This is a genomic window from Streptomyces chlorus (assembly GCF_042655885.1).
Taxonomy (GTDB): domain Bacteria; phylum Actinomycetota; class Actinomycetes; order Streptomycetales; family Streptomycetaceae; genus Streptomyces; species Streptomyces chlorus.
The window spans coordinates 24,815-43,326 of sequence record NZ_JBHSOA010000060.1 but is presented as its reverse complement, the minus strand read 5'-3'; the positions used below and the strand labels follow the sequence as shown (position 1 = coordinate 43,326).

Genomic DNA, 18,512 nt, shown 5'->3' with positions numbered 1-18,512 from the left:
TGCGGCGTGGAACCTGCACGAGCTGACCCGGGACCTCGACCTCGCCGCCTTCGTCCTCTACTCGTCCACCGCAGGCGTCATGGGCAGCCCCGGACAGGCCAACTACGCGGCGGGCAACACCTTCCTCGACGCCCTGGCCGCCCACCGCCGTGCCCTGGGTCTGCCCGGCCTCTCACTGGCCTGGGGCGCCTGGGAACAGGGCGTGGGCATGACCGCCGCGCTGGAGGACCACGACCTGCGCCGCGTCAGCAACGACTCCGGAATGCCGCTGATCGCGGTGGAACGGGGCCTCGCGCTGTTCGACGCCGCGACCATGAGCGACGAGGCCCTGATCGTCCCGCTGGCCGTCTCCGGCGGTACGATCCCGGCCGCGGCCGGCGTCCCCGCGCTCCTGCGCGGCCTCGTACGCAGCGGCCGCCGCGCCGCCAAGGGCGGAGCCTCCGCGGTGTCCCGCGCGGGACTCGTCGAGCGGCTCGCCGCACTGCGCGAGGAGGAGCGGCCCCGGCTGCTCACCGACCTCGTCCGCGCCGAGGCGGCGGTCGTGCTCGCGCACTCCTCGCCCGAGGCCATCGCCGTGGAACGCGAGTTCCGCCAGCTGGGCTTCGACTCGCTGACCGCCGTCGAACTGCGCAACCGGCTGGCAGGCGCCACCGGACTCAGCCTGCCCGCCACCCTGATCTTCGACTACCCCACACCGGCGCGGCTCGCCGCGTACCTGCTCGACGAGCTGGCAGGCGACGACACCGCCGCGACGGCCGCCGTACGCGAATCGCGCGACCTCTCCGACGCCGCCGACGATCCCATCGCACTCGTCGGTATGGGCTGCCGCTTCCCCGGCGGCGTGGGATCGCCCGAAGGACTCTGGGACCTGGTGCTCTCCGGCGGCGACGCCATCTCCGGCTTCCCCGAGGACCGCGGCTGGCAGGCCGACACCACCATCGGCGCGACCGAGGGCCAGGGCGGATTCCTCCGGGACGTCGCCGACTTCGACGCCGGATTCTTCGGCATCTCGCCGCGCGAGGCCGTCGCCATGGACCCGCAGCAGCGCGTCCTGCTCGAAGTCTCCTGGGAGGCCGCCGAACGCGCCGGCATCGACCCGGCCACCCTGCGCGGCAGCCGGACCGGCGTCTTCGTCGGCGTCAGCGGCCAGGACTACGTCGGCCTCGTCATGCGGGCCAAGGACGACATGGCGGGCCACGCCACCACCGGACTCGCGGTCAGCGTCGTCTCCGGCCGGCTGGCCTACGCGCTGGGTCTGGAGGGCCCGGCCATGTCGGTCGACACCGCGTGCTCGTCGTCCCTCGTCTCCCTGCACCTCGCGGCCCAGGCCCTGCGCAGCGGCGAGTGCTCGCTCGCCCTCGCGGGCGGCGTGACGGTGATGGCCACCTCCGCGAACTTCGCCGGCTTCTCCCGGATGGGCGGCCTGGCCGGCGACGGCCGGTGCAAGGCCTTCTCCGACTCCGCCGACGGCACGGGCTGGTCCGAGGGCGCGGCCGTGCTGGTCCTGGAGCGGCTGTCGGACGCACGGCGCAACGGACACAAGGTACTGGCGGTCATACGCGGCAGCGCCGTCAACCAGGACGGCGCGTCGAACGGTCTGACGGCGCCCAACGGCCCCGCGCAGCAGCGGGTGATCCGTCAGGCGCTCGCCAACGCCGGACTGTCTCCGGCCGACGTCGACGCCGTGGAGGCGCACGGCACCGGAACACCGCTCGGCGACCCGATCGAGGCGCAGGCGCTGCTGGCCACCTACGGCCAGGACCGCGACCAGGAACTGCCGCTGCTGCTGGGCTCCGTGAAGTCCAACATCGGCCACACCCAGGCCGCGGCGGGCGCCGCGGGTCTGGTCAAGATGGTGATGGCGCTGCGGCACGGGACGCTCCCGAGGACACTGCACCTGACCGAGCCCTCGACGCACGTCGACTGGTCGGCGGGCGCCGTGGAGCTGCTGGCCGACAACACCGCGTGGCCGCAGACCGGACGCGCCCGCCGGGCCGGCGTCTCGTCCTTCGGCATCAGCGGAACGAACGCGCACGTCGTCCTGGAACAGGCGGACCCGGAGCCGGACACCGACGCACCGGCGGCCCCCGAAGCCGCCCCTGACGCCGTGCCGTGGCTCGTATCGGCCAAGAGCGAGGCGGCGCTGGACGGACAGATCGGCCGGCTGCGGGACTTCGCGCGGGAGCACTCCCAGCGGTCCGCGGTCGACGTCGGCCACTCGCTGGCGACCGGCCGCTCCCTCTTCGAGCACCGAGCGGTGCTGCTGGCGACCGGAGAAGGCATCCCGGAGATCGCCCGCGGCCTGGCCACCGAACAGACGACGGCGGTGCTGTTCTCGGGCCAGGGTTCGCAGCGGCTGGGGATGGGCCGGGAGCTGTACGGCCGCTTCCCGGTGTTCGCCGAGGCGCTGGACTCCGTACTCGACCTGTTGGAAGGCGAGTCGGGCCGCCCGTTGGGGGCGGTGATGTGGGGTGACGACGCGGAGCTGCTGAACGAGACGGGCTTCACCCAGCCCGCGCTGTTCGCCATCGAGGTGGCGCTGTTCCGGCTGGTGGAGTCGTGGGGTGTGACCCCGGACTTCGTGGCCGGGCACTCCATCGGTGAGATCGCCGCCGCGCACGTGGCCGGGGTGTTCTCGCTGGAGGACGCCTGCACGCTGGTGGCCGCGCGGGCGCGGCTGATGCAGGCACTGCCGGCCGGCGGCGCCATGATCGCGGTCCGGGCGACTGAGGACGAGGTCCTGCCGCTGCTGGCCGGCGGGGTGTCCATCGCCGCGGTCAACGGCCCCTCGTCGGTGGTGATCTCCGGCCACGAGGACGAGGTCATGGAGGTCGCGGGGCGACTGGAGGAGGACGGCCGCAAGGCCACCTGGCTGCGGGTCTCGCACGCCTTCCACTCGCCGTTGATGGACCCGATGCTGGAGGAGTTCCGCACGGTCGCGGAGAGCCTGTCGTACACCGAGCCCACCATCCCCGTGGTGTCGAACCTGACCGGGGACGTGGCAGCCGCCGGTGAACTGTGCTCGGCCGCGTACTGGATACGTCACGTCCGTGAGGCCGTGCGCTTCGCCGACGGCGTCCGCGCACTCGCCGACCGGGGCGTGACCACGTTCCTGGAACTGGGCCCCGACGGCGTGCTCTCCGCGATGACCCGCGAGTCCGTGCCCGCCACCGCCGTGGTGGTCCCGGCGCTGCGCAAGGACCGCGGCGAGGAAACCGCACTGGTCACCGCGCTGGCGCAGCTCCACGTCGCGGGTGGCGCCATCGACTGGGCCGGGCTCTTCGAAGGCACCGGCGCCCGGCAGACCGACCTGCCGACCTACGCCTTCCAGCGCGAGCGGTTCTGGCCCGAGCTCGTCGCGACGGCCCCCGCCGACGGCACGGACCCGGTCGACGCGGAGTTCTGGGCGGCGGTGGAGCGGGAGGACCTGGAGTCCCTCGCGGCCGGGCTCGACGTGGACGGCGCCTCACTCGGCGCCGTACTGCCCGCCCTGTCGTCGTGGCGCACACGCCGCAAGGCCCGCTCCGCCGTGGACGCGTGGCGCTACCGGCAGAGCTGGAAGCCGCTGACGGTCAGCGGCGCCGGACCCCTGCCGGGGACCTGGCTGGTCCTGGCCCCCGAGACCGCGATCGCCGACGCGTGGGTGACCTCGCTCATCAGCGCGCTCGGCCCGGCCGCCGTACGCGTGGACGCCGCTGCGACCGGTCTCGTCGAGCGGCTCACCGAGGCCGCCGCGGACGCCCCGGACAAGATCACCGGAGTGGTGTCGCTGCTCGCCCTCGACGAGTCGGCCGGCCCCTCCGGCGTACCGGCGGGCCTGATCGCCACCGCCGCCCTCACCCGGGCACTCGGTGACGCGGGCGTCACGGCCCCCCTGTGGGCCGTCACCCGCGGCGCCGTCTCCACCGCCCGCTCCGAGCCGCTCGTCGGCCCGGCGCAGGCCGCGGTCTGGGGCCTCGGCCGCGTCGCGGCCCTCGAACAGCCCCAGCGCTGGGGCGGACTGGTCGACCTGCCCGAAGAGCTCGACGAGCGGACGGTACGCCGCTTCCTCGCCGTACTGACCGGCCAGGACGGCGAGGACCAGGTCGCGGTCCGCGCCTCGGGCGTGTTCGGCCGCAGGATGGTCGCCGCGCCCACCCCGCAGGGTGAGGGCGCGGACCACGCCGGAGAGCGGTGGCGGCCCTCCGGCACAGTGCTCGTCACCGGTGGCTCGGGCGCACTCGGCGCCCATGTCGCGCGGCGGCTGGCGAGCGAGGGCGTACCGCATCTCGTGCTGCTGAGCCGTCGCGGCCCGGACGCGCCCGGCGCCGGGGAACTGCGCGACGAACTGACCGCCCTCGGCGCCCGGGTCACCCTCACCGCCGGTGACGCGGCCGACCGCGACGACCTGACCAGGGTGCTCGCGGCCGTCCCCGAGGACCACCCGCTGACCGGTGTGGTGCACACGGCGGGCGTACTGGACGACGGGGTGCTGGCCGGCCTGACGGACGAGCGGTTCGACACGGTGTTCCGCTCCAAGGCCGCCTCCGCCCTGCTGCTCGACGAGCTGACCCGCGACCTCGACCTGTCGGTGTTCGCCCTGTTCTCCTCCGTGGCGGGCTCCGTCGGCAACCCCGGCCAGGCCAACTACGCGGCGGCCAACGCCGTCCTCGACGCCCTGGCCGAGCGGCGTCGCACCCTCGGCCTGCCCGCGACCTCGATCGCCTGGGGCGCCTGGGGCGGCGGCGGCATGGCGGGCCAGTCGGCCCGCCCCGGCCACACCACCCCCGCGGAGGGCCCTGGCGCGCTCGACCCCGAGCTGGCCGTCTCGGCTCTGCTGCGCGTCGTCGTGGAACCCGAGGCGACCGTCGTCCTCGCCGACCTGCAACAGCCGCAGCTGCTGAACGCCCTGCTCAGCCTGCGCCCCAGCCCGCTGCTCGCCGACCTGCCCGAGGCGCGCAAGGCGCTGACGGCGGTGCACGAGGCGCGCCGCGAGGGCGCGACGGCCGCTTCCGGGCTGCGCGAGCAGCTGCGCGAGGCCACCGGGGCCAAGCGGGCCGCCGTACTGCTCGACATCGTCCGCACCCAGGCCGCCGCGGTACTCGGCCACACCGGAGCCGAAGCGATCAAGGGCGACAAGGCCTTCCGCGACCTCGGCTTCGACTCGCTGACCGCCGTCGAACTGAGCAACCGGCTCGCCCGGACGACCGGCCTGGCGCTCCCCGCCGGCCTGGTGTTCGACTACCCGACGGCGCATGCGCTGGCCGCCCACCTCGTCGCCGAACTGCTCGGCGACGACAGCAACCCGGCGTCCGCCACGACCGACACCGCCCCCACCGCCGTCACCGACGACCCGGTCGTGGTCGTCGGCATGGCCTGCCGCTTCCCCGGCGGGGTGCAGTCGCCCGAGGACCTGTGGCAGCTGCTCACCGAGGGCCACGACGGGATCGCCGAGTTCCCCACCGACCGCGGCTGGAACCTCGACGTCCTCGCGGGCGCCGGCCAGGGCCGCAGCGCCACGCGCGAGGGCGGATTCCTCTACGAGGCCGCCGACTTCGACCCCGGCTTCTTCGACATCTCCCCGCGTGAGGCCCTCGCCATGGACCCCCAGCAGCGGCTGCTGCTGGAGACCGCCTGGGAGGCGTTCGAGCGGACCGGGACCGACCCCGCCGCACTGCGCGGCAGCCGCACCGGTGTGTTCGTCGGCACCAACGGCCAGGACTACGCCAACCTGATTCTCCAGGCGAACGAGGACGTGGAGGGCCACGCCGGGACCGGTCTGGCCGCCAGCGTCATCTCCGGCAGGCTCTCCTACGCCTTCGGCTTCGAGGGCCCCGCCGTCACCGTGGACACCGCCTGCTCCTCCTCGCTGGTCGCGCTGCACTGGGCCGCCCAGGCGCTGCGCGCCGACGAGTGCTCCATGGCGCTGGTCGGCGGTGTCACCGTGATGTCGACCGCGACGAGCTTCGCCGGGTTCACCCGGCAGGGCGGACTCGCCCCGGACGGGCGCTGCAAGGCGTTCTCCGACTCGGCCGACGGCACCGGATGGTCGGAGGGCGTCGGTGTGATCGTCGTCGAGCGGATGTCCGACGCCCGGCGCAACGGCCACGAGATCCTGGCCGTCCTGCGGGGTTCCGCCGTCAACCAGGACGGCGCGTCCAACGGACTCACCGCCCCCAACGGCCCCTCCCAGCAGCGGGTGATCCGCCAGGCCCTGGCCGCAGGTGGCCTCACCCCGGCCGACGTGGACGCCGTCGAGGCCCACGGCACCGGCACAACGCTGGGCGACCCCATCGAGGCCGGAGCCCTCCTCGCCACCTACGGGCGCGGCCGGGACTCCGAGCGGCCCCTGATGCTCGGGTCCGTCAAGTCCAACCTCGGACACACGCAGGCCGCCGCCGGTGTCGCCGGCGTACTGAAGACGGTGCTGGCGCTGCGGCACGGCACACTGCCCCGGACGCTGCACGTCAGCGAGCCCTCGACCCGCGTCGACTGGGCCTCGGGCGCCGTCGAGCTGCTGACCGAGCCGTGCGAGTGGCCGCAGACCGGGCGCGCGCGCCGGGCCGGTGTGTCGTCCTTCGGCATCAGCGGCACCAACGCGCACGTCATCCTGGAGCAGGCCCCGCCCGCCGAACCGGCGGCGGCCCCGCCCGCTCCCGAGGCCGAGCCCACGGTCGTGCCCTGGCTCGTGGCGGCCAAGAGCGAAGACGCGCTCGACGCACAGCTGGAGCGGCTGCGGTCCTTCGTGGCGGCCCGCCCCGAACTGTCCCCGGCCGACATCGGACTGTCGCTGTTCGAGGGCCGGTCGGCCTTCGAGCACCGGGCCGTGCTGCTGGCCCCGGCCACCGGCGCGGACGCGTCCGCGCCGGTCGTGGCCAGGGGAGTGGCCGGGGAACGCCCGACGGCCGTCCTCTTCTCCGGCCAGGGCAGCCAGCGGCTGGGCGTGGGCCGCGAACTGTACGCACGCTTCCCGGTGTTCGCCGACGCCCTCGACTCCGCCCTGGCCCACCTGGACGCGGAGTCGGCCCGCCCGCTGCGCGAGGTGATCTGGGGCGACGACGCCGGACTGCTCAACCGCACCGCGTACACCCAGCCCGCCCTGTTCGCGGTCGAGGTGGCGCTGTTCCGGCTGGTGGAGTCGTGGGGTGTGACCCCGGACTTCGTGGCCGGGCACTCCATCGGTGAGATCGCCGCCGCGCACGTGGCCGGGGTGTTCTCGCTGGAGGACGCGGCCCGCCTGGTCGCCGCCCGCGCCCGGCTGATGGACGCGCTGCCCGAGGGCGGCGCCATGGTCGCCGTCGAGGCGACCGAGGACGAGGTCGCGCCGCTGCTCTGCGACCAGGTCGCGATCGCCGCCGTCAACGGCCCCACGGCCGTGGTGATCTCCGGCGACGAGGACCGGGTGCTGAAGGCCGCCGAGCGGCTGACGGCCCAGGGACGCAGGACGAGCCGGCTCCCGGTGAGCCACGCGTTCCACTCGCCCCTGATGGACCCGATGCTGGCGGAGTTCCGGGCGGTCGCCGAGACGCTCACCTACCACCCGCCGCGCATCCCGCTCGTGTCGAACCTGACCGGCGCGCCGGTCACGGACGGCCGACTGGGCACCGCCGACTACTGGGTACGGCACGTCCGCGAGGCGGTCCGCTTCGCCGACGGCGTCCGCGCCCTCACCGGCGAGGGCGTCGGCACCTTCCTGGAGCTGGGCCCCGACGGAGTGCTGTCCGCCCTGGTCCGCGCCTGCGCCCCCGACGAGAGCGTGGCGGTGCCCGTCCTGCGCAAGGACAGGCCCGAGGAAGCGACCGCCCTCACCGCACTGGCCCAGCTCCACACCCACGGCGCCGCCGCCGACTGGGCCGGGGTCTTCTCCGGCACCGGCGCACGGCGGACCGAACTGCCGACCTACGCGTTCCAGCGCGAGCGCTACTGGCCCAGGGCGTCGGTGGCCGCGCGGGGTGAGGCCTCCGGCCTCGGCCTGGTGTCCGCCGGACACCCGCTGCTGGGCGCCGCGACGACGGTGGCCGGCTCCGACGACGTGGTCCTCACCGGCCGGCTGTCGCTCCCGGCGCTGCCCTGGCTGGCGGCCCACCGGATCGCGGAAGGCCACGTGCCGCTGCCCGCGGCGGCCTTCGCCGAACTGGCCGTACGCGCCGGTGACGAGGCCGGCTGCGCGCTGGTCGAGGAACTGACCGTGCACAGCGGGCTGTTCGTACCGGACGAGGGCGCGGTGCACCTCCAGGTACGGGTGGGCGCCGCCGACGAGACGGGCCGCCGTCCCCTGGACGTGCACGCCCGCCCCGAGTCCGCCGAGGACCTGCCCTGGACCCGCCACGCCACCGGAGCGCTGAGCGCCGGTGACCCGGCGGGGACGCCCGGCACGCCGTTCGACACCACCGTCTGGCCGCCCGCGGGCGCCGAAGCCGTCCCGTTCGGCCACGACGCCGACGAGCGGACCGGGACCGGGACCGCCTGGCGGCTGGACGACGCGGTGTACGCGGAGGTCTCGCTCACCGAACAGGCAAGCGGCGACGGGACGTTCACGATGCACCCGACGCTGCTGGACACCGCTGTCCGCGCGGCCGCACTGCTGGACACCGACACACGGGCCGGGGGAGTCGAAGCCGTCGCCTGGCACGGACTGACCCTGCACGCGGGCGCCGCCACGGCGCTGCGGGTCCGGCTGACCGCCACCGGCGAGGACACCGTGTCACTGACGGCCGTCGACGTGCAGGGCGCACCGGTGCTCTCCGCACGCCTGACCGTCCGCCCGGTCGCCGCCGTACCGGTGGCCGCACCGGCCACGGAGCCCGCCCCGCTGCTCGGCGTCGTGTGGGAGGCACCGGCCGCACGGCCGGCGCCCGCCCCCCCGGCCGCCCTGCGCTGGGCGGTCGTCGGCGCGGACCCGGCGGGCCTGACGGCCGCGCTGGACCCGGTGGACGGGGCGTCCGCCGCACGCGCCGGATCACTGGCCGCGCTGCTGGAGGCCGAAGGACCGTTCCCCCAGGTCGTACTGGCCCCCCTCACCGGGGACCAGAGCGACGCCGGGAGCGTCCCGGACGCGCTGCGGACCACGACCGTCGCCGCCCTCGATCTGCTGCGCGCCTGGTCCGCCGACCCTCGGACCGACGCGGCGCGGCTGGTGTTCGTCACCCGGGGCGCGGTCGCCGTCGGCACCGAGCACCTGCGGGACCTGACCACCGCCCCCGTGTGGGGGCTGGTGCGCTCCGCCCAGCTGGAGGAGCCCGACAGCTTCTTCCTGCTCGACCTCGACGACCCCGACGCGCTCACCGCGGCCCTCACCGCCCTGCCGGGCCTGCTGGACGCCGACGAGTCCCAGGCCGCGGTGCGCGACGGCGTCGTACGGGTGGCCCGCCTGTCCCGGCTGCCCGGCGGCGGCGGCGCTCCGGCCCCGGACGGGATCGGCTCCTGGGACCGCGACGGCACCGTACTGATCACGGGCGGCACCGGCGGCCTCGGCAGCGCGCTCGCCAGGCACCTGGTGACCGCGCACGGCCTCAAGCACCTGCTGCTGGCCGGCCGGCGCGGCCCCGACGCACCCGGCGCGCAGGAGCTGCGGGCCGAACTGACCGGCCTGGGCGCCGAGGTGACCGTCGCGGCCTGCGACGTCGGCGACCGTACGGCGCTCTACGCACTGCTGTCCGGCCTGCCGGCCGAACACCCGCTCACCGCGGTGGTGCACACCGCCGGCGTGCTGGGCGACGCCACGATCGGCTCGCTCACCCCCGACCTGGTGGACCGGATCCTGTGCCCCAAGGCGGACGCGGCCTGGTGGCTGCACGAGGCGACACTGAGCCTCGGCCACGAGCCGGCCGCGTTCGTCCTGTACTCCTCGGTCGCCGGGGTCACCGGCGGACCGGGCCAGGGCAACTACGCCGCCGCCAACGCGTTCCTGGACGCGCTGGCCGCGCACCGCGCCGCACTCGGCCTGCCCGCCGCCTCACTGGCCTGGGGCCCCTGGGCGCAGGACAGCGGCATGACCAGCACGCTGAGCGAAACCGACCTGCGGCGGATGTCCCGCTCGGAGCACGCCGCGCTCTCGGCCGAGCAGGGCCTCGCCCTGTTCGACGCGGCCATGGCACGCGACGAGGCACTGGTCGTCCCGGTGCGGATGGCCGCCGGAGCGGCGCAGCCGGCCCAGGTCCCCGCGATCCTGCGCGGACTGATGGCCACGGGGCGCCGCACGGCCGCGCCCCACGTCCGCGCCACCTCCCTGGCCGATCGTCTGAACGCACTGGACGAGCAGGACCGGGAGACGGCGCTGGTCGAGCTGGTACGGGCCGACACCGCCGCCGTGCTGGGACACCCCTCCCCGGACGCCGTCCCGGCCGACCGGGACTTCAGCCGGTTGGGCTTCGACTCGCTGATGGCGGTGGAGCTGCGCACCAGGCTGGCCGCGTCCACCGGCGTACGGCTCCCCTCCACCCTCGTGTTCGACCACCCCACGCCGCTCGCCGTCGCCCGGCACCTCGCCTCGGCCCTGTTCGGCGCGGACACCCCCGGCGAGGACGCCTCGCCGCTGACCGCGCTCGACCGGCTGGAGGCGGCGCTCACCGAGGGCGAGATCGACGAGGTCACCAGGACCGGAGTCGCCGGGAGGCTGCGCCGCCTGCTCGCGAGGTGGGACGAGGCCGCCCCCGAGACCGGCGGGGCCGTCGTCACCGAACGGATCGAGGCCGCCAGCGCCGACGAGATCCTCGCCTTCATCGACAACGAACTCGGCCGGTCGACGAACTCCTGACAGGGGCCCACTCCCCGCGCATGCCAACATCTGAGGAAGGTTCACGGACGATGCCGGACGAAAAGAAACTCGTCGAATACCTGAAGTGGGTCACGACGGATCTGCACCAGACCCGCCAGCGGCTCCAGGAAGCCGAATCCGGCCGCCACGAACCGGTGGCGATCGTCGGAATGGGGTGCAGGTTCCCCGGCGGGGTCCGGTCTCCCGAGGACTTCTGGGAGCTGCTCTCCTCCGGCCGGAGCGCGATCTCCGGGTTCCCGGACGACCGGGGCTGGGACCTGGACGCCCTCGCCGGCGACGGCGAGGGGCGCAGCGCCACCCAGGAGGGCGGCTTCCTGAACGAGGCGTCGCGCTTCGACCCCGACTTCTTCGGGATATCCCCGCGCGAGGCCCTCGCCATGGACCCGCAGCAGCGGCTGCTCCTGGAGGTGTCCTGGGAGGCCATCGAGCGTTCGGGCATCGACCCGGGCACGCTGCGCGGCAGCAGGACCGGCGTCTTCGTCGGGACCAACTCCCAGGACTACGCCCACCTGGTGCTCGCCTCGCGCGACGACATGGGCGGCTACGCGGGCAACGGACTGGCGGCCAGCGTCATGTCGGGCCGGCTGTCCTTCGTCCTGGGTCTGGAGGGCCCGGCGGTCACCCTCGACACGGCCTGCTCGTCCTCGCTGGTGACCCTGCACCTCGCCGCGCAGGCCGTCCGCAACGGCGAATGCTCGCTGGCGCTGGCCGGCGGCGTCACCGTGATGGCGACCTCCTCCAGCTTCGTCGGATTCAGTGTCCAGGGCGGCCTTGCCGCCGACGGACGCTGCAAGGCCTTCTCGGACTCGGCGGACGGCACCGCCTGGTCCGAGGGCGCGGGCATGCTGCTCGTCGAGCGGCTGTCCGACGCCCGGCGCAACGGACACCCGGTCCTGGCGGTGCTGCGCGGCAGCGCGGTCAACCAGGACGGCGCGTCCAACGGCCTGAGCGCCCCCAACGGGCCCTCCCAGCAGCGCGTCATCCGCCAGGCCCTGGCCGGCGCGGGCCTCTCCCCGGCCGATGTCGACGCCGTCGAGGCGCACGGCACGGGCACCACCCTGGGCGACCCCATCGAGGCGGGCGCCCTGCTGGCCACCTACGGCCAGGACCGCGAGGAGCAGCGCCCGCTGTGGCTCGGCACGGTCAAGTCCAACATCGGCCACACCCAGGCGGCCGCGGGCGTCGCGGGCGTGATGAAGATGGTGCTCGCGCTGCGCGAAGGGGTGCTGCCCCAGACCCTGCACGTGGACGCGCCGTCCTCGCACGTCGACTGGTCGGCCGGTGACGTACGGCTGCTGACCGAGCCGGTCCCGTGGCCGCAGGGCGCGCGGGTGCGCCGCGCGGGAGTGTCGTCGTTCGGCATCAGCGGCACCAACGCGCATGTGCTGCTGGAGCAGGCCCCGCCCACCGAGGACGCCGACGAGCCCGTCCCGGCGCCGGAGCTCACACCCAAGACCGTGCCCTGGCCCGTGTCGGGCCGCGGCGAGGCCGCGCTCGACGCCCAGCTGGAGCAGGTCCGCGCACTGGCCGAGGTACCGGGCCACGACCCGCTCGGCATCGGCTTCTCCCTCGCCACCACCCGCTCCGCGTTCGAGCACCGCGCCGTGCTCCTGGCCTCCACGGACGAGGACGGCGCACTGGTCGAGGCAGCGCGCGGGGTGTCCGGCAAGGGCGCCGTGGCCGTGCTGTTCTCCGGCCAGGGCTCCCAGCGCATCGGCATGGGTCGCGAACTGCACGCGCGCTTCCCCGTCTTCGCCGAGGCCCTGGACGACGTACTGGAGCTCCTGGACAAGGAGCTGGACCGTCCGCTGCGCGAGGTCATGTGGGGTACGGACCCGGACGCGCTGAACGACACCGGATTCGCCCAGCCCGCCCTGTTCGCCGTCCAGGTCGCGCTGTACCGGCTGGTCCGCTCCTGGGGCGTCAAGCCGGACTTCCTGGCCGGGCACTCCGTCGGCGAGATCACGGCCGTGCACGTGGCCGGGGTCTTCTCGCTGGAGGACGCCTGCCGGCTGGTCGCCGCGCGGGCCCGCCTGATGCGCGAGCTGCCCGCCGGCGGCGCGATGGCCGCCGTACGCGCCACCGAGGACGAGGTCCTGCCGCTGCTGACCGACGGGGTGTCCGTCGCAGCGGTCAACGGCCCGGACGCCGTCGTCGTCTCCGGCGACGAGGCCGCGGTGCTCGCCCTCGCGGACCGGCTGGCGTCGCAGGGGCGCAAGACCACCCGGCTCGCGGTCAGCCACGCCTTCCACTCGCCGCTCATGGAGCCCATGCTCGACGCGTTCCGCGCCGTGGCCGAGACCCTGACGTACGGTGAGCCGTCCGTCCCCGTGGTGTCCAACCTCACCGGGGAAGTGGCCACCGCCGGTGCGCTGACCGACGCCGGCTACTGGGTGCGCCACGTCCGCGAGGCCGTACGGTTCGGCGACGGGGTGCGGACCCTGGCCGACCGCGGCGTGCGCACGTTCCTGGAACTGGGCCCGGACGCGGTGCTCTCCGCCCTCGTACCGGAGTCCGTCCCGGACCCGGCTGTGGCGGCGCTGCCCGTCCTGCGCAAGAACGCCTCCGAGGAGACCTCGGCCGTCACCGCCATCGCCGGACTGTTCACGCGCGGAGTCGCCGTCGACTGGGCCGCGCTGTTCGCCGGCACGGGCGCGCGCCCCGTCGAGCTTCCGACGTACGCGTTCCAGCGCCGCCGGTACTGGCCCACCGTCCGCGCCACCACCGGTGACGCCTCGGGCCTCGGCCTGATCGCCGCCGGGCACCCGCTGCTCGGCGCCGCGGTCACGATCGCCGACTCCGACGAGATCCTGCTGACCGGCAGACTGTCGGCGCAGTCCCACCCGTGGCTCGCCAACCACCGGGTCGACGGCCGGATCGTCCTGCCGGGCACGGCCCTCGCGGAACTCGCCGTACGCGCCGGAGACCAGGCAGGCCAGGACCGCGTCGAGGAACTGACCCTGCTCGCCCCCCTCGCGCCGCCCGAGCGCGACGGCCTCACCGTGCAGGTGCGGGTGGGATCGCCGGACGAGGCGGGCCGCCGCACGCTGACCGTGCACTCCCGTCCCGCCGAAGGGGACACCGAGCCCTGGACGGCCCACGCCCGAGGCGTGCTGGCGACCGGCGACCCGGCCGGCGAGCCCGGCGGACTCGACACCGCCGACTGGCCGCCGAGCGGGGCCGAACCGGTCGACGTCGACACCCTCTACGAGCGCCTCTCCGGCGCCGGACTGGACTACGGGCCCGCTTTCCGTGGGCTGTCGGGCGTCTGGCGGCGCGAGGGCGAGATCTTCGCCGAGGTGGCGCTGCCCACGTCCGCCGAGGACGCCGACGCGTACGGGATCCATCCCGCGCTGCTGGACGCCGCGATCCGCGCGGCGGGCTGCCTGGACGCCAACGGCCTCGCGGCCCCGGTCGTCCCCGTGTCCTGGAACGGACTGACCCTGCACGCCACGGCGGCCTCCGCCCTGCGCGTGCGGATCACCGCGACCGGCCCCGGCGAGGTGGCACTGACCGCGGCCGACGCGACGGGCGCCCCGGTGCTCTCCGTCGACACGCTGACCCTGGGCGAGCCCGGCGGACAGCGCCCGGCGGCCACGCCTGCGGCGGGCGGCATCGAGAAGGGCGCGTTCCTCGCGCTCGACTGGGTGCCCGTCGCCACACCGGAGGCCGCCACCGGCACCCGCTGGGCGGTCGTCGGCGACGACGAACTCGACCTGGGCTACGCGATGCACCGCGCCGACGAGACCGTCAGCGCCTACGCCGAGTCCCTGACCGGCGCGGTCGGCGACAGCGGTGTCGCCCCGGACGTCTTCCTGGTGCCCGTGGTGGGCGACCCGCAGGTCCCCGGACCCGAGTCGGTACGCGCCCTCACCTCCCGCGTCCTGGGCCTGCTCCAGGAGTGGCTGGACGAGCCGCGACTGGCCGGCGCGCGGCTGGTGTTCGTCACCCGCGGCGCCGTCGCCGTCGACGGCGAGGAGATCCGGGACGTGGCCGCCGCCGCGGTCTGGGGCCTCGTACGGTCGGCGCAGACGGAGAACCCCGGCAGCTTCCTGCTGGTCGACATGGACGACGCCTTCCTGTCGGTGGGCGTCCTGCCCGGACTGCTCACCCTCAACGAGCAGCAGCTGGTGGTGCGCGACCACTCGATCAGGGCCGGTCGCCTCATCCGGCTGCCCGACACCGAGGAGGCCCCCGAGACCCGGGGCGCGGCACGCGCCTGGGACCCCGAGGGCACCGTACTGATCACCGGCGGAACCGGCGGCCTCGGCGGCGAACTGGCCCGTCACCTGGCCGCCGGGCACGGCGTACGCCGCCTCCTGCTGGCCAGCAGGAGCGGACCGCAGGCTCCCGGCGCGAGCGAGCTGGTCGCCTCCCTGGCCGAGTTGGGCGCCAAGGCCACCGTGGTCTCCTGCGACCTGGCGGACCGGGCCGCGGTGACCGCGCTGTTGGCCGGGGTGGACGCGGCGCATCCGCTGACCGCCGTCGTCCACACCGCCGGTGTGCTCGGCGACGCGATGACCGGCTCGCTCACCCCGGAGCTGATGGAGCGCGTCCTGCGGCCGAAGGTGGACGCGGCCTGGCATCTCCACGAGGCCACCCGTGAGCTGGATCTCGCCGGGTTCGTCCTGTACTCTTCGGTCTCCGGCGTGCTGGGCGGCCCCGGACAGGGCAACTACGCCGCGGCCAACGCCTACTTGGACGCGCTCGCCCAGCACCGCAGGGACCAGGGCCTGCCCGCGGTCTCCCTCGCCTGGGGCCCCTGGGGCCGGGGCAGCGGCATGACCAGTCATGTCAGCGCCACCGACCTCGAGCGCATGGCCCGGGGCGGCATGCCGCCGCTGGCCATCGACCAGGGCCTGGCGCTCTTCGACGCCGCGCTCGTCCGCGACCGCGCCACGGTGGTGCCCACCCGAATCAACGTCACCGGACTGCGCGAGCAGCAGGCCCTGCCGGCGCTGTGGCGGGAGCTGGTCCCGCGCGCCCGCCGCTCCGCCGCCGCGGCCGACCGCTCGCCGGTCACCCTGCGCGAACGGCTGCGCCACCTCAAGCCCGCCGAGCAGGAGAGCCTGCTCGTCGAACTGGTGGTGGGGTACTCCGCCGCACTGCTCGGGCACCCCGACCCCAGCGGTGTGGACCCCGAACGCGGTTTCCTGGAGCTGGGGTTCGACTCGCTGGTCTCCGTCGGGCTGCGCAACCAGCTCGGCGAGGCGCTGGGCCTGCGGCTGCCGAGTTCGGTGGTGTTCGACCACGCGACCCCGGTGAAGCTCGCCCGGATGCTCCACGGCGAACTGGCCGGTCGGCTCGTCCCCGGCTCACCCGGCGACTCCGCGCCCGCCGCCGCGAGCCGGCCCCAGAACACGGACGAGACGCTGGAGGGGCTGTTCTACGCGGCGGTCAAGGCCGGGAAGATGGTCGAGGGCATGCGCATGCTCAAGGCCGTCGCCAACACCCGGCCGACCTTCGAGACCCCCGCCGACCTGGAGGAGCTCTCCCTCCCGGTCGTCCTCGCGGACGGCCCGGCCAACCCCCGGCTGGTCTTCGTCAGCGCCCCCGGCGCCACCGGCGGCGTACACCAGTACGCGCGCATCGCGGCGCACTTCCGCGGCAAGCGGCACGTCTCCGCGCTGCCGCTCATGGGCTTCGCCCCCGGTGAGCTGCTGCCGGCCACCAGCGAGGCCGCGGCCCGCATCGTGGCGGAGAGCGCCCTGCACGCCAGCGACGGCGAGCCCTTCGTCCTGGTGGGGCACTCGACGGGCGGCTCGCTCGCCTATCTGGCCGCCGGGGTGCTGGAGGCGACCTGGGGCATCAAGCCCGAGGCGGTCGTCCTGCTGGACACCGCGAGCATCCGCTACCAGCCGGGCGAGGGGAAGGACCTCGACCGGACCACCCGGTACTACCTGGCCGACATCGACTCGCCGTCGGTGACGCTGAACAGCGCCAGGCTCTCCGCGATGGCGCACTGGTTCATGGCGATGACCGACATCGAGACGGTGCCCACCACCGCGCCGACGATGCTCGTGCGGTGCACGCAGTCGCTGGACGGCTTCCTGTTCGACACCGCGGGCGTGCCCGCGGACGACATCCGTGAGATCGACGCCGACCACCTGTCCCTCGCCAAGGAGCACTCCGCGCTGACGGCGCGGACCATCGAGGAGTGGCTCGGCGGCCTGCCCGCCACCGAGGCGTGACCAGTCCGGGGGCGGGCGGGGGACACCCCGCCGCCCGCCCCCGGCGCACCCGCCCGCTCGGCCGGACCGACGAGCACACCCGCACCACCGTCCAGAGGAGACCCCCCCATGACCACGTCCCAGGAGCTGCCGTCCCTCAAGGGAGTGCCGCCCACCGTCCTGCGGCTGAGCCCGCTACTGCGCGAGCTCCAGACCAGCGGCTCCGTCTGCCGGGTGCGCACCCCCGCCGGTGACGAGGGATGGCTGGTGACACGCCACGCCGAGCTCAAGGAGCTGCTCCGCGACGAGCGGCTGGCCCGCGCGCACCCCGACCCGGCGAACGCCCCGCGCTACGTCCACAACCCGTTCCTGGACATGCTCGTCAGCGACGACGCCGAAGTGGCGCACAAGCTGCACAGCGAGACCCGCGCCATGCTCACCCCGAACTTCTCCGCCCGGCGCGTGCTCAACATGATGCCGAAGGTCGAGGCCATCGCCGAAGCCGTGCTGGAGAGCTTCATCGCGCAGGGCCCCCCGGCGGACCTGCACGGCGGCTTCTCGATGCCGTTCTCGCTGGCCGTCCTCGGCGAACTCATCGGTGTGCCCGCCGAGGACCGCGAGCTGCTCGTCACCCTGCTCTCGCAGATGGGCGGACTGGACGACCCGGACACCGTCCAGGACGGACAGCAGGACCTCTTCGGCTATCTGGTGGAACTCGCGGGCCGCAAGCGGGCCGACCCCGGCGACGACGTGATCTCACGGCTGTGCGTGAAGGAGCCCTCGGACGCGCGCATCGGGCCCATCGCGGCCGGGGTGCTGTTCGCCGGACTGGAGGCCGTCGCCAGCCACATCGACCTCGGTGTGGTGCTGTTCGGCCTCCACCCCGAGCAGCTCGCCGCGGCCATTGCGGACCCGAAGGCGATGGCGGGCGCCGTGGAGGAGATCCTGCGGTCGGCGAAGGCCGGCGGCTCGGTCCTGCCGCGCTACGCCACCGAGGACGTCGAGATCGGCGGCGTCACCATCCGCTTCGGGGAGCTGGTGCTGCTCGACTTCACCCTCTCCAACTTCGACGCCCAGGTCTTCGACGACCCCGAGGTGTTCGACATCACCCGCTCGCCCAACACCCACCTGACGTTCGGTCACGGGATGTGGCACTGCATCGGCGCCCCGCTCGCGCGCATGCAGCTCCAGACGGCGTACACCCTGCTCTTCACCCGGCTGCCCGGACTGCGCCTCGCGCGTCCCATCGAGGAGCTCCAGGTGCTGGGCGGGAGGCTCTCGGCCGGGCTCACCGAGGTACCGGTCACCTGGTAGCGCCGCCCCCGCCGCGCCGCAACGGGCTGTGCCCCCCACCGGTGGGGGGCACAGCCCGTTGCGGCGCGGCGGCCGGTCAGCTCTCGCTCACGGTGATCGCCTGGGACGGGCAGATCACCCCCGCCTGCCGCGCCGCCTCCCGGGCCGGCTCGTCCGCCGGCTCCGCCAGGACCAGGACGATGCCCATGTCGTCCTGGTCGAAGACGTCGGGAGCCGACAGGACGCACTGTCCGGCCCCCACACAGCGATCGGTGTCCACGCTGATGCGCACT

Annotated in this window: 4 protein-coding genes; 3 read left to right on the top strand and 1 reads right to left on the bottom strand. The window is 74.7% G+C overall.

All coding sequences use genetic code 11. The features are described 5' to 3' along the window. From ACFPZI_RS25495 to ACFPZI_RS25485, 3 genes are all read left to right on the top strand, one after another. Positions 1-10,735: type I polyketide synthase (locus tag ACFPZI_RS25495; protein ID WP_381367303.1), on the top strand; the 10,735-nt coding region annotated here is incomplete at its 5' end. A gap of 50 nt (positions 10,736-10,785) precedes the next feature. After that, positions 10,786-16,947, top strand: a complete 6,162-nt coding sequence (locus ACFPZI_RS25490; RefSeq protein WP_381367300.1) for a type I polyketide synthase — start codon at positions 10,786-10,788, stop codon at positions 16,945-16,947. 108 nt (positions 16,948-17,055) lie between these two features. Then, complete coding sequence (locus ACFPZI_RS25485; protein ID WP_381367297.1) at positions 17,056-18,240, top strand: cytochrome P450; 1,185 nt, start codon at positions 17,056-17,058, stop codon at positions 18,238-18,240. 76 nt (positions 18,241-18,316) lie between these two features. Here the strand turns inward: ACFPZI_RS25485 and ACFPZI_RS25480 are convergent, their stop codons facing one another. Continuing rightward, positions 18,317-18,511, bottom strand: coding sequence for a ferredoxin (locus tag ACFPZI_RS25480; protein WP_093796790.1), 195 nt, complete (start codon positions 18,509-18,511; stop codon positions 18,317-18,319). Between the last annotated feature and the right edge of the window lies 1 nt (position 18,512).

What these genes read in the sequence shown, in the direction of transcription:
- ACFPZI_RS25490 (WP_381367300.1), top strand. Translation starts at nt 10,786, where the DNA reads ATGCCGGACGAAAAGAAACTCGTCGAATACCTGAAGTGGGTCACGACG.
- ACFPZI_RS25485 (WP_381367297.1), top strand. Translation starts at nt 17,056, where the DNA reads ATGACCACGTCCCAGGAGCTGCCGTCCCTCAAGGGAGTGCCGCCCACC.